Origin of the sequence: Bacteroides sp. 3_1_13 (assembly GCF_001185845.1) — a bacterium.
Lineage (GTDB): Bacteria > Bacteroidota > Bacteroidia > Bacteroidales > Bacteroidaceae > Bacteroides > Bacteroides xylanisolvens.
In genome coordinates, this window is the sequence record NZ_KQ236956.1 from 511,258 (window position 1) to 524,616 (window position 13,359).

Here is a 13,359-nt window from a genome sequence, read left to right on the forward strand (position 1 = left end):
CTAACCTTTATTTTTTATGTTTACTGACTTATTGCATTCCTCTTATTTTTCCCTTTTCCTGATTGTCGCATTGGGATTTATGCTGGGAAGAATTAAAATTAAGGGGTTATCTCTCGATGTGTCGGCAGTTATTTTCATTGCCCTTCTTTTCGGGCATTTTGGTGTTATCATTCCTAAAGAATTAGGAAACTTCGGCTTGGTGCTCTTCATTTTTACCATCGGTATTCAGGCAGGGCCCGGATTCTTCGATTCTTTCCGTAGCAAAGGAAAGACGCTTATTCTCATCACTATGCTTATTATTTGTTCCGCCTGTCTTACTGCAGTCGGACTGAAATATGCATTTGATATCGATACACCGAGTGTTGTCGGTCTGATTGCCGGAGCGCTGACTAGTACGCCGGGTTTGGCTGTTGCCATCGACAGTACCAATTCTCCTCTGGCATCCATTGCTTACGGTATCGCATATCCGTTTGGAGTGATCGGCGTGATTCTGTTTGTCAAGCTGTTGCCTAAAATCATGCGGGTGGATTTAGATAAAGAAGCCCGTCGCCTGGAGATAGAACGTCGCGGACAATTCCCGGAATTGACTACTTGTATTTATCGCGTCACTAATGCGAATGTGTTCGATCGCAGCTTGGTGCAAATTAATGCGCGTGGTATGACAGGTGCTGTCATTTCACGTCTGAAACACAATGATGAAATATCCATTCCTACCGCCCATACGGTGTTGCATGAAGGAGACTACATACAAGCCGTAGGCAGCGAAGAGTCACTGGATCAACTGGCTGTGTTGGTAGGCAATAGAGAAGAAGGTGAACTGCCTTTGGATAAAACACAGGAAATAGAATCTTTGTTGTTGACTAAAAAAGACATGATAAACAAACAGCTGGGTGATTTGAACTTACAGAAAAACTTTGGTTGTACAGTGACTCGTGTTCGTCGAAGCGGTATTGATTTATCTCCGTCTCCCGATCTAGCCTTGAAGTTTGGTGATAAACTGATGGTAGTCGGTGAGAAAGAGGGACTTAAAGGAGTAGCCCGCCTGTTGGGAAATAATGCGAAGAAACTATCTGATACGGACTTTTTCCCCATTGCAATGGGTATTGTATTGGGCGTGTTATTCGGCAAAATAAATATCTCTTTCTCTGATAGCCTGTCATTCTCACCGGGACTGACCGGGGGAGTTTTGATGGTAGCTCTTGTGTTGAGTGCGATAGGTAAGACAGGACCCATTATCTGGTCTATGTCCGGACCTGCCAATCAGTTGTTGCGCCAGTTAGGTCTGCTTCTTTTCCTTGCCGAAGTGGGAACTTCTGCCGGTAAGAATCTGGTAGCTACCTTCCAGGAAAGCGGATTATTGATGTTCGGAGTAGGAGCCGCCATCACATTGGTGCCAATGCTTGTTGCAGCCATTGTCGGACATTTCGTATTTAAAATCAGTCTGCTCGATTTGCTGGGAACTATTACGGGAGGGATGACAAGTACTCCGGGACTCGCTGCCGCCGACTCGATGGTGGATAGCAATATTCCGAGCGTAGCTTACGCAACTGTTTATCCGATTGCCATGGTATTCTTAATTCTGTTTATTCAAGTAATAGCCTCGGCTGTATATTAACAGAATTTCATATAATAATTGATTGTTAAATAAATAGTTCGTATCTTTGCCGCCTCAAAGAAAAAATGAGGTGAAACGATTGTTATTGAATATTACACGCTACTTCTTGCCGATACTGTTTGTATCGTATCTGGTAAGCTTTACATTCTTTGCCCACGTGCATGTGGTCAATGGCGTGACAATCGTCCATTCACACCCGTTTAAGAAAGGGGCGGCACATAAACATTCTACAGTCGAACTACAGTTGATTCATTTTCTGTCTCACTTAACGGCAGACGGTGCGGCTGTTGTTTTTGCTCTTTCCCTTTTTATTCCTTTCTTATTGTGCTTGTTGCTCGGACGTTCGCAACACTCTCACTATCACTGTCCGTATCATGGGGTAGTGGGACTTAGAGCACCCCCGGTTATTCGTTTTTCTGTTCTTTGAATGATGATACCGTACCTTGCATGAGGTAGGGCATTATCTGTCTATCCATGTGAATACTTATCGAAAATGAATAACAAACGAAAAATGAAGAAATACATCTTTTCGCTTGTCTGCCTGTGCTGCACATTGCTGCCTGCCCTTGAAGGACAAGCTCATGAATATCCTAATCATCCCGAATTACGTAAGTCAGATGCCAACATCGTTGGCCATATTCTTGATAAAAATACAAAAGAGCATTTACCCTATATTACAGTTGCCTTGAAAGGTACGACCATCGGAACTGTGACCGATGCTACCGGGCATTATTTTTTGAAGAATCTTCCCGAAGGTAATTTTGTGCTGGAGGTCAGTTCGGTGGGATATAAAACCGTCAGACGGAATGTGACGCTGAAGAAAGGGCGTACATTGGAAGAAGATTTCGAGATAGAAGAAGATGCGGTTGCTTTGGATGGCGTAGTCGTATCTGCCAATCGTAATGAAACCACCCGCCGTCTGGCTCCGACACTGGTGAATGTAGTAGATTTGAAAATCTTTGAGAATACCAATTCTACGACTTTGGCGCAAGGCTTGAGCTTTCAGCCGGGTGTTCGTGTAGAGTCCAATTGTCAGAATTGCGGTTTCCAGCAAGTGCGTATCAATGGACTGGATGGCCCTTATACGCAAATCCTGCTCGATTCCCGTCCCATTTTTAGTGCGCTTTCCGGTGTGTATGGTATCGAACAGATTCCTGCCAGCATGATAGAACGTGTGGAAGTGATGCGTGGAGGCGGCTCGGCACTGTTCGGCTCATCTGCCATTGCCGGTACAATCAATATCATCACCAAAGAACCGATGCGCAACTCTGGTATGTTATCTCATACGATTACGGGAATTGGCGATGGCGACGCTTTCGACAACAGTACGGCATTGAATGCGTCTCTCGTGACGGACGACCAGCGTGCAGGTCTGTATATCTTCGGTCAGAACCGCCACCGTTCTGCGTATGACCATGACGGCGACGGATATTCCGAAATACCCAAATTACACGGTCAGACAATTGGTTTCCGTTCGTTCCTGAAAACAACGACTTATTCGAAACTTACTTTTGAATATCACCACATGGAAGAATTCCGTAGAGGAGGAGACTTGTTGAACCGCCCGCCTCACGAAGCGAATGTGGCGGAACAGACCGAACACTCAATCAATGGAGGAGGACTGAAGTTCGATTATTTCTCACCTAACGAGAAACATCGTTTCAATGTGTTTGCATCCGCACAGCATATCAATCGCGACAGCTATTATGGTCCAGGTGACAGAGACCCTTTGGATGCTTACGGAAACACCACTGACTTGAACTGGATGGCAGGCTCACAGTATGTCTACAGCTTCGGCAAATGCATCTTCATGCCTTCCGACCTGACTGCCGGAATAGAGTTCAATCAGGACAAACTGGAAGATAACATGTGGGGATACAACCGCACGGTAGACCAGAAAGTGAATATCGGTAGTGCTTTCCTTCAGAACGAATGGAAAAATGATCATTGGGGATTCCTGATTGGCGGCCGTTTGGATAAGCATAATCTGATTGACCATGTGATATTCAGTCCGCGTGCCAACTTGCGTTATAATCCGACAGAAAACATCAATCTTCGTTTTAGTTACTCATCCGGCTTCCGTGCTCCGCAGGCTTTCGACGAAGATTTGCATGTGGAAAATGTAGGCGGTAATGTAGCGATGGTTGAACTGGCGGATAATCTGAAAGAAGAAAGATCACAGAGCTTGAGTGCTTCGGCAGATATTTATCATCGTTTTGGTGCGTTTCAGGTTAACTTCCTGGTAGAAGGATTCTATACAAAGTTGTCGGATGTTTTTGCCCTTACCGACGGAGAGGTAGTGGATGGAATTCTGACACGTACCCGTCACAATGCATCAGGAGCGCAAGTTCTGGGATTGACACTGGAAGGAAAGATGGCTTACCTGAATAAAATCCAAGTTCAGGCGGGAGTCACTCTGCAACAGAGCCATTACAGCAAACCGCACATCTGGAACAAAGAAGCTCCGGCGGTGAAGAAAATGATGCGTACGCCAAATACTTACGGCTATTTTACAGCAACCTACACCCCGATAAAACCGTTATCTATCGCTCTTTCCGGTACCTATACCGGTTCGATGCTGGTTCCCCACGAGCCGGTTCCGGGATTCCTTGAAAATCCGATAACGGTGAATACCAAAGACTTTTTCGATATCGGTTTGAAAGCTGCTTATGACTTCAAACTTTACAAGTCGATGAACCTCCAGTTGAATGCCGGCATACAGAATATTTTCAATGCCTATCAGGACGACTTCGATAAAGGAGCTGACCGTGACTCCGGCTATATCTATGGTCCGTCACTTCCGAGAAGCTTCTTTGCCGGGGTGAAGATCAGTTATTAAGATTCGGTTAAGATTTAAAATCGTTATAAATAGGGATTGTTTTGCATGGAGACAATCCTTATCTTTGCAAAAAAACAAACTAAACCCTGACTTTACTGCACAGAATAGATGTGCAAGATTACCGGATGAAACAATTGTACCTACATATAATGAAGTGGTTTTTGCCTGTACTGTTTATTTCGTACATGGCAGGAATCACTTTATTTACTCACTCCCATGTAGTAAACGGGGTAACGATTGTCCATTCGCATCCATTTAAAAAAGGCAGTGAACATAGCCATACGACGGTTGAATTCCAACTCATTCACCTGTTGAATCATGTATTGGTGACAGACAGCGGATTAATACCTACATTCGCGGTCGCTGCTTTATCTCTATTATGTATCCTGTTTATCCGCCCGCAAGTTGAGCCATATCACCGTTCTTGTCCGGGCGTCATATCTCTTAGAGCACCTCCTGTCGCTTAGTCTATCTTTTCGGGAACAGTATTCATCAGTTAGGAACAACGATTAATGATCGCTGCTTCCCTTTCCCTTATTATTATTTTTGATTTTAAACATTAAAAGACTAACGACAATGAAGAAATATCTTTTAGTCCTGGCCGGCCTGTATTGTGTCCTGTCATACGCATTGGCTGAACATCCGGACTACCCTGAACTGAAAAAATCCGATGCGAACATCATAGGCCATGTACTGGATAAGAAAACGAAAGAGCACCTTCCTTACATCACCATTGCACTGAAAGGAACAACGATAGGAACCGTGACCGACGCTACCGGACATTATTTTTTGAAGAATTTGCCGGAAGGTAACTTTATACTGGAGGTTAGCTCGGTCGGCTACAAGACCGTGACCCGCAACGTGACTCTGAAAAAAGGAAAGACACTGGAAGAGGATTTTGAAATAGAAGAGGACGCGATTGCTTTGGATGGGGTAGTGGTTTCCGCCAACCGCAGTGAAACGACGCGCCGTTTGGCTCCTACTTTGGTAAATGTCGTCGATCTGAAGCTATTTGAAACGACTAACTCTTCCACTTTATCGCAAGGGCTGAACTTTCAGCCCGGTGTACGTGTAGAGACAAACTGCCAGAATTGTGGTTTCCAGCAAGTCCGCATCAATGGACTGGACGGACCGTATACGCAGATTTTGATAGATTCCCGTCCCGTATTCAGTGCCCTTTCCGGAGTGTATGGCCTGGAACAGATTCCCGCCAGCATGATTGAACGCGTAGAAGTGATGCGTGGGGGAGGTTCCGCCTTGTTCGGCTCTTCGGCCATTGCAGGAACCATCAATATAATCACCAAAGAGCCTTTGCGCAATTCCGGCCAGCTGTCGCACACCCTTACTGCTTTAGGAGGCGGCTCCTCATTCGATAACAATACCTCCCTGAATGCTTCATTAGTGACGGACGATCATCGTGCCGGACTGTATATCTTTGGTCAGAACCGTCACCGGTCCGGATATGATTATGACGGAGACGGATTCACCGAACTACCTAAATTGAAGAATCAGACAGTGGGCTTCCGCTCTTATCTGAAAACAAGCACTTACTCCAAACTAACCTTCGAATATCACCACATGCAGGAATTCCGTCGGGGAGGGGATATGTTGGACCGTCCTCCTCACGAAGCCCATATTGCAGAGCAGTTGCAACATTCGATTGATGGTGGAAGTTTGAAGTTCGATTATTTCTCGCCAGATGAAAAGAACCGTCTAAGTATCTTTGCGTCAGCCGCCAATACAGATCGGGACAGTTATTACGGACCGGGTAACGATCCTCTGAAAGCCTATGGAAAAACAACGGATTTAACCGCTATGGGCGGCGCGCAGTATGTACATACGTTTGATAAGTGTTTTTTTATGCCTTCTGACCTCACGGCAGGACTTGAATATAACCGTGATCGTCTGAAAGATAATATGTGGGGATATGACCGCCACACGGATCAGACGGTAAATATTTACAGTGCTTTTCTGCAGAACGAGTGGAAGAACGACCGTTGGGGCATTCTGATCGGTGGTCGTCTGGATAAGCATAACATGGTAGATAATGTCATCTTTAGCCCCCGTGCCAACTTGCGTTTCAACCCGACACAGAATATAAACCTGCGTTTGAGCTATTCATCCGGATTCCGTGCTCCGCAGGCTTTTGATGAAGATATGCATATTGAAAATGTGGGCGGAACAGTGGCAATGATTGAGCGTGCGAAGAACTTGAAAGAAGAGAAATCCCAAAGTTTCAGTGCGTCCGCAGATATGTATCACCGTTTCGGAGTATTCCAGACGAATTTCTTGATCGAGGGCTTTTATACAAGACTGACAGATGTCTTCGTGTTGGGCGAACCTTATGACCGTGGCGATGGGATATTGGTAAAAACACGCAGTAACGGTCCCGGCGCGAAAGTGATGGGGCTAACGCTGGAGGGCAAAGTGGCTTATCTTTCCATCCTGCAAATACAAGCGGGACTCACTTTGCAACGCAGCCGATACGATGAACCTCATAAATGGCATGACGACGCACCGGCAGAAAAGAAGATTTTCCGTACTCCCGATACATATGGTTACTTCACAGCTACTTATACTCCCATCAAACCTTTATCCATTGCCCTGTCAGGAACTTATACCGGGAGAATGTTAGTGCAACGCATGGATATCACCGCCGAGAACGCCGAACTGGGCGCAATGCCCGAACGAAAGGCGGAAGCCATCCGTACACCCCGTTTCTTCGATTTGGGAGTGAAACTGGCTTATGACTTCAAGCTATACAAAACAGTCGATTTGCAACTAAACGGCGGAATTCAGAACCTCTTTGAGTCTTATCAGAAGGACTTTGATAGAGGAGCTAATCGGGATTCCGGCTATATTTACGGGCCTTCTCTGCCGAGAAGTTTCTTTGCCGGAGTGAAGATTAGCTATTAGGTTGTTTCTATACGATTTTGCAGACTTGTCGAATTTTACAGGCTGTAACTAGTCGGTTTTTCGTCAAGATTCATTAACTTTGTTGGGAAAACAAATGCTAAGTAATGGATATACCGGCTTTACACACACTAACAAACGGCATTATTATCGGAATATGTCTGTCTATATCTTTCGGTCTTGTCTGCTTCAAGCAGATGGCGCACGCCGTTAATCCCAAATACAGGCGTGCATGCCATTTCTTCATCGCTGCTTCTTTCATTATCGCTGTCGGTCATTTGGCGGAGTTGCTGGTTGACGGGTTCGGCGTATACCGGTCGTTGGACTTATTCTCAATATTGGTGTTGGTGCTTGCTTCTTCGCAGGCGTTGATGTTCACGTTTATGTTGATATTGCTGTTCGACAGCAGATACGTCACTTTTGCCAATGTGATGAAGCATGCGGTGCCTTCGCTCGTTTTCATTCTGCTGTATGTGGTGAGTTGCTGCATTGAAGCGGACGTCTGTGTATATTCTTTGGCAGAATGGCGTGCGTGTGTCGTTCACAATCTCCCGTTGGCAGTGCGGACCTTGTTCGGTGTCACCTATACCGTACAACTGTTCGTTTACATCCGCCTCTTTTTCCGTAAAAAACGCCACTACATCACGCATTTAAAAGAATTGACCGGAGAGTGTATCTCCAAACTGGAACTCCGGTGGACGATGCGCGCTTTCCTTTATGCGTTGAGTATCGGCATTGGCGCATGGGTTTTACTTGTCTGTCCGGGACCGATACCCGAGTTTAGTTTCAGTTTCCTTATCGTGGTTTTCTATCCTGCTTTTGCATGGCTGTACACTAACTATCATTACACTTACGAGATGCTACGCCGTTTTATCGTCGAACAGGATGGGAAACTGACCCAACCACCGCTCGAAGCCGATATGGGCGACCTCATCTGTTACCTGCAATCCGGCGATAGCAACCACTTGTTTGAAGAGCTCGAAGCCTATCTGCAGAAAGAACAACCGTACCTCGACTACAACTTCAAGCGTGACGACCTGATTAAAGCTCTTGGCACAAACGAGCGTAATCTCTCCGCCGCTGTGGGGCGTGCCACAGGACTGACCTTGCAAAATTATCTTCTCCGCCTGCGCATCCGTCATGCCATGGACTTGCTCCTGCTTCCGGACTACGCGAACCACACAATCGAAGACATTGCCGGAGCGTCGGGCTTCAAGGCAATGCGCACCTTCAACCGCAATTTCCGCGAATTGGTAAAAATGACTCCTACTGAGTTCCGCCAACAAAAGTCTGTACTTTAAAGGAGAAGGCGATACTCTTTTATCATCAAATGCTGTTGTTTCCATCAATGCATAGGTAGAAGTTTCTCCGAACAATGGAATTTCCGGCAATCCTGCAAGATTTGCAGGATTTTGGCTATACAATGCAGGATTTTGGCTATACCTTTTCGTTGTTGCATATTACTTTTGTCCGAAAAGAGAACACGATTTATTCACCCTTTTAGAAAGACAAAAGAAGTATGAAACAACTAAGAATCTTTTTCCTCTGCCTTATGGCAGCAACGTTGGCAACCGCCTGTGGCGACGACAACAATGACGACAACTCTGTGCCCGTAGAGAGCATCACCCTCAATCATGAGACTCTGACCCTGAAATCGGGAGCGACCGAAACGCTGGTTCCCACCATTGTCCCCGACCGGGTGACTGCCGAATCCGTAGTATGGAGCAGTGACAAAACTTCCGTAGCCACCGTAAGTAAAGACGGACTGGTGACCGCCGTAGCTGAAGGAACAGCCACCATCACCGCCACCGCACGCGAAAAGTCCGCCACCTGCCTTGTGACGGTCAGCAGCAACAAGACGCTTGTCACTACCGCAGCCGAACTGAAAACCGCTATTGAAACGGCAGACGGCACTGCGGATGCACCAACACAAATCATCCTCGGTAAAGATATTGAGATTGCTGCGGATGCAGAGCATTTTGCCTTTTCAATAGACGGCAAACACATTGCTATCGACGGCGGAAATAATCCTATCAGCGGCGATAATTATTATATTTCCCGTACCGCTAGCGACAAAAGCCTTTTTGAGCTTATAAACGGCGCGTCATTGAAGCTGACCAACCTCAACATTTATGGAAATGCTGATGCCCATTTAGCTGAAGTCGCCTGCATATTTGTTAGGGCGTCTTGCAAACTAACGCTGGGTAACGGTTTCGAATTATATTCCGGCAATGGGGATGATAATGACCAGCTAATTGGTATCTCTGTCGGTGATAATGCCACGCTCATTATGGAAGGCGATGCTGAAATCTCCAAAAGCATAAAGGGGCAGGAAGTGCTTGTTGCCCCTACAGGAATACTGCAACTGAAAGGCGGAAAAATAAAAGCAAGGGAGGAGGGAACGTATGGGAGTGAACGGAGCCTCTGTCTGCAAGCTGCGATTAATGGCAATCAAGTGACCATCCCCACCGTTACGGTTGAAAACGAACTTCCGGCGGATTCTGATTTTAAATTAGATCTATATGATTACGTGTTGAGTCGTTCCACTGTCCGGCCAGGAGCCGAAACCGTTGTTAAGGGAACCGACAGCTACACCTTGACTGACAGTGATCTTATGAAGTTCCATCTGATGACTAATACTACTGGGGGCATGACATATTATGACAGTCTTTTCGAACTTTATCTGGACGGTAATGCTATCAAGATGCGTGCGAAATGACAAGCAGCACAGAACGTAACCAATAAATAGATATTCACTTTCCTTAAAACAATCATTATCATGGCAACAAACGAAAAAATCACGCTCAATGTTGACCTTTACGACAACATCATGACCGAGCAAAAAGGCGACTACACCGGACGCGCACGCATCACAGGCAGTCTGCACAACAAAGAAATCGCAGCACGCATCATCAAGGAGCGTACCGAGTACCGGCAGGAGACCATCGAGAACATCCTCGACCTTGCCGACCAGAAGAAGGTGGAAGCCATCGCCGAAGGGAAGAGCGTGGTAGACGGTGTGGGACAGTACATCGTCACCGTACGCGGTTCGTTCCTCGGGGAGAACGCCCAGTTTGACGCCACGAAGCACTCGCTCGGTGTGTCCTACACACCGGGACAACTGCTGCGCGACCAGCTCAAAGCCGTAAAAGTAATCTGCAACGGGCTGGCACAGACGGGGCCGGTCATCAACTCCATCACCGACTCCGTGACGAAGAGTATCAGCCAGGTCATCACTTCCGGCGGTCCTGCCGTTATCAGCGGAAGCAACATTAAAATCCTCGGTGACGACCCTTCGGTAGGCATCTATCTCACCAAAGACGAAGAGGGAGCCGTCCCGTTGAAAGTGTCCGTCATCGTTCACAACGCACCGTCACAACTCACCATCATGCTACCTGCCATAGAAGCCGGAAAGCTCTATGCGCTAAGCATCACGACACAATATAGCGGAAGCAACAAGGCATTGAAAACGCCACGCTCTTACCGTTTCCCGATTCTGCTGGGTGACGAAAACGCGGGTGGCGGCGGTGGCGGCGGCGAAGCGCCCGACCCTGAAATCCCCGGAGGAGGTGAAGCCCCCGACCCGGCTGCATAAAGAAGCAGGTCACGAATGAGGACGGACAGTCCGGCTGCAGACAGCGCATCCGCCCTCATGGCAAACAAAAAAGGCGGCAGCCTTTCATAATTTACCCTTTTAAAGAAAACAGAAAGACGCATGAAACAACTAAGAATCTTTTTCCTCTGCCTTGTGGCAGCAACGTTGGTAACCGCCTGCGGCGGCGACGACAAAGACAACTCTACACCGGTAGAGAAAATCACCCTTGACAAGGACAAACTGACGTTTGTGGCTCAATGGAAGATGCGGCCATCCCATTTTCCCGAAGGTGGATTCACGGTGGTGAAAGGAGACGGATACACCTTAACCCAACTCGATCTTGAGAAAATCACCTCATTGGAAATGGACGTCACCGGTAGTTCTGTAACCTCTGAAAACTGCGAACTGGTACTGGATACAGCCGAAAATGCCATCAAGCTGCGTATCAAAGCAACAGCCTATTGAATACGTAAAACCGGAACGGCGGAAAGGGATGTGTGCCGCAGTAGGCTGGGGAGACGTGCCGCAGCAGGCTAGGGAAGCATGCCACAGCAGGCAAGGGGAGCATGCCACAACAAGTTAGGGAAACGCACCACAGCAAGCTGTGGCAATACACCCTAATTTCCCGGCTACGACAGCACAGAACACGCAAAAAGGCAGCAGTTACTCACAGACGAGAGCAACTGCTGCCTTTTTCATGTGTCACATCATATCCTTGTCTACTTCAAGCAAGTGGCGTACGCTGTTAATCTGTTTCGATTTCCCAGTCTCCAATCGTTCTCGTGGTACTGTCGAAGTTGATGCCGACCTTCACCACTTTCCGGTGGTCTGCCTCATAAGGAATCGCATACCCTTTGCTGTTAATTTGCGCCAAAGCCTCTTCTGCGGTGCCGTTCATTTTAAATTCAAGTACATAAATAGCATCCTGCATTTTGATAACCACGTCCGCCCGTCCGACAGCGCTTTTGACTTCGGTATCCACATATTGTCCCATCAAGCGGAACAGAAGATAGAATATAGTTTGATAATGTTTTTCCTCTTTATTGTTCAAGTCGTTCGGAATAGAGGCGAAGAAAGACCGGGTGCGTTCAAGGCAAGATTCGAGGTTGCCCTTCATTAAATCACGCACAAAGGACACTACATAAAAGTTGCTTTCGCGCGTAGGTTGGTAAAGATAAGAAGGGATGAGCGACTCGATAAAGCCGATTCTTACTTCCTCGTTCGGGTAGCCTAATGTATAGGTACGAAAGAAAGCATCGTACGACTTGATTGTGAGATAACCGCTTTGGTAGAGCACCGGAATAGGGTCGGTGAGACAATCCGTAGCCTTGTCGAAGTCTTCCGGCTTGGCGTCCATACGGTCGAGCAGCCGGATATCAAAGTTCATTTGTTGCAGGAGTTCTATCAGAAAGGTAGGGGTACCGGTAGAAAACCAGTAGTTCTCATAACTCTTTTGAGCAAAAGCATTAATCAGGCTGAAAGGATTGTACACATCCACACAGGATTTACTGAAATGATATCCGTCATATTGCTTCTTCAAGTGGGCACACGCCTCTTCATACGTTTCATCGTTGGCTTGTGCCATCTGTTCGACATCAATTTTCATCTGTGTCAGCAGTTCCTGTTCGGTGATACCGCAGATAGTGCTGTAATTATCGCTCATGCTGACGTTCTGAAGATTGTTAAGTTCGCTGAATATGCTCATCTGGCTGAATTTGCTGATGCCCGTCAGGAAGAGGAAGCGAAGATATTTACCTGACTTTTTTAAGGGGCTGAAGAAGTCGCGCATGATACCACGAATCTCATGCTGCAACTCATGGTTATTGTTACTGTCCAGCATCGGGGCGTCATATTCGTCCACTAATACGACAACCTGCTGCCCGGTTTGCTCATAAGCGCGGCGGATGATACCTTCCAGACGTAAACTAAATGTGTCTTCGCCTTCCTGACGTCCGTAGACGTTTTCCCAAAGTAACAGCTGAACATTGATAGATGCGCGAAGTGACTCTGCTTCCATATATTTACTGCCGCTAAAGTCGATATGTAGCACCGGATACACTGTCCAGTCTTTCTCTAACTGCTCCATGTCCAGTCCGTTGAAAAGTTCTTTCTTTCCCAGAAAATAGGCTTCGAGCGTAGAGACAAGCAGACTTTTCCCGAAACGACGGGGACGACTCAGGAAATAAATCTTATTTGTATTGACGAGTTGATAAATCAGTGCAGTCTTATCAACATATATGTAATCATTATTGCGCAAATCTTCAAAATCCTGTATCCCGATAGGATAGCGCCTGAATGTTCCTTCTTCCATATCAAATTTTTATTAAAATGTGAACGATGAATGCAAAGTTAAGAAAAAGAAGCGGAATAGCTTTCTTTGTTGCCGAAGATTTTCAC

At 46.6% G+C, this 13,359-nt stretch carries 10 protein-coding genes; 9 read left to right on the plus strand and 1 reads right to left on the minus strand.

The genetic code is table 11. The annotated features are described in order from the left end of the window. Positions 1-16: 16 nt before the first annotated feature. The 9 genes from HMPREF9009_RS14530 to HMPREF9009_RS14560 all read left to right on the plus strand — a co-directional run bounded on the left by HMPREF9009_RS14530 (position 17) and on the right by HMPREF9009_RS14560 (position 11,427). On the plus strand, positions 17-1,615 hold the full coding sequence (locus HMPREF9009_RS14530; RefSeq protein WP_009040471.1) for an aspartate:alanine exchanger family transporter: 1,599 nt from the start codon (positions 17-19) through the stop codon (positions 1,613-1,615). A 46-nt stretch (positions 1,616-1,661) separates the two neighbouring features. Then, on the plus strand, positions 1,662-2,042 hold the full coding sequence (locus HMPREF9009_RS24840) for a hypothetical protein (RefSeq protein ID WP_053095310.1): 381 nt from the start codon (positions 1,662-1,664) through the stop codon (positions 2,040-2,042). Between the two features lie 84 nt (positions 2,043-2,126). Then, the gene (locus HMPREF9009_RS14535; protein WP_049702553.1) at positions 2,127-4,454 is read left to right on the plus strand and encodes a TonB-dependent receptor; all 2,328 of its coding nucleotides are present in this window, start codon (positions 2,127-2,129) and stop codon (positions 4,452-4,454) included. A gap of 125 nt (positions 4,455-4,579) precedes the next feature. Next, a complete protein-coding gene (locus tag HMPREF9009_RS24845; RefSeq protein WP_008770610.1) occupies positions 4,580-4,921 on the plus strand; it encodes a hypothetical protein in 342 nt (113 codons plus the stop codon). 109 nt (positions 4,922-5,030) lie between these two features. Continuing rightward, positions 5,031-7,370, plus strand: a complete 2,340-nt coding sequence (locus HMPREF9009_RS14540; RefSeq protein WP_049702554.1) for a TonB-dependent receptor — start codon at positions 5,031-5,033, stop codon at positions 7,368-7,370. Positions 7,371-7,474: 104 nt separating this feature from the next. Then, on the plus strand, positions 7,475-8,668 hold the full coding sequence (locus HMPREF9009_RS14545; protein ID WP_049702555.1) for an AraC family transcriptional regulator: 1,194 nt from the start codon (positions 7,475-7,477) through the stop codon (positions 8,666-8,668). Between the two features lie 218 nt (positions 8,669-8,886). Beyond that, positions 8,887-10,086, plus strand: a complete 1,200-nt coding sequence (locus tag HMPREF9009_RS14550) for an Ig-like domain-containing protein (protein ID WP_049702556.1) — start codon at positions 8,887-8,889, stop codon at positions 10,084-10,086. A 60-nt stretch (positions 10,087-10,146) separates the two neighbouring features. Further along, the gene (locus tag HMPREF9009_RS14555) at positions 10,147-10,962 is read left to right on the plus strand and encodes a DNA-binding domain-containing protein (RefSeq protein ID WP_004312541.1); all 816 of its coding nucleotides are present in this window, start codon (positions 10,147-10,149) and stop codon (positions 10,960-10,962) included. A 120-nt stretch (positions 10,963-11,082) separates the two neighbouring features. Continuing rightward, positions 11,083-11,427, plus strand: coding sequence for a hypothetical protein (locus HMPREF9009_RS14560; RefSeq protein WP_004312540.1), 345 nt, complete (start codon positions 11,083-11,085; stop codon positions 11,425-11,427). A gap of 280 nt (positions 11,428-11,707) precedes the next feature. On the opposite strand, the gene HMPREF9009_RS14565 is transcribed toward HMPREF9009_RS14560, so the two are convergent. Continuing rightward, positions 11,708-13,273 carry an ATP-binding protein gene (locus tag HMPREF9009_RS14565; RefSeq protein ID WP_049702557.1) on the minus strand — a complete coding sequence of 522 codons (1,566 nt, stop codon included), beginning with the start codon at positions 13,271-13,273 and terminating at the stop codon, positions 11,708-11,710. Positions 13,274-13,359 lie beyond the last annotated feature (86 nt).

Excerpts from the sequence above, each read along its gene's own strand:
- HMPREF9009_RS14530 (WP_009040471.1), top strand. The coding sequence starts at position 17 with ATGTTTACTGACTTATTGCATTCCTCTTATTTTTCCCTTTTCCTGATT.
- HMPREF9009_RS14535 (WP_049702553.1), top strand. The coding sequence starts at position 2,127 with ATGAAGAAATACATCTTTTCGCTTGTCTGCCTGTGCTGCACATTGCTG.
- HMPREF9009_RS24845 (WP_008770610.1), top strand. The coding sequence starts at position 4,580 with ATGAAACAATTGTACCTACATATAATGAAGTGGTTTTTGCCTGTACTG.
- HMPREF9009_RS14540 (WP_049702554.1), top strand. The coding sequence starts at position 5,031 with ATGAAGAAATATCTTTTAGTCCTGGCCGGCCTGTATTGTGTCCTGTCA.
- HMPREF9009_RS14545 (WP_049702555.1), top strand. The coding sequence starts at position 7,475 with ATGGATATACCGGCTTTACACACACTAACAAACGGCATTATTATCGGA.
- HMPREF9009_RS14550 (WP_049702556.1), top strand. The coding sequence starts at position 8,887 with ATGAAACAACTAAGAATCTTTTTCCTCTGCCTTATGGCAGCAACGTTG.
- HMPREF9009_RS14555 (WP_004312541.1), top strand. The coding sequence starts at position 10,147 with ATGGCAACAAACGAAAAAATCACGCTCAATGTTGACCTTTACGACAAC.
- HMPREF9009_RS14560 (WP_004312540.1), top strand. The coding sequence starts at position 11,083 with ATGAAACAACTAAGAATCTTTTTCCTCTGCCTTGTGGCAGCAACGTTG.
- HMPREF9009_RS14565 (WP_049702557.1), bottom strand. The coding sequence starts at position 13,273 with ATGGAAGAAGGAACATTCAGGCGCTATCCTATCGGGATACAGGATTTT.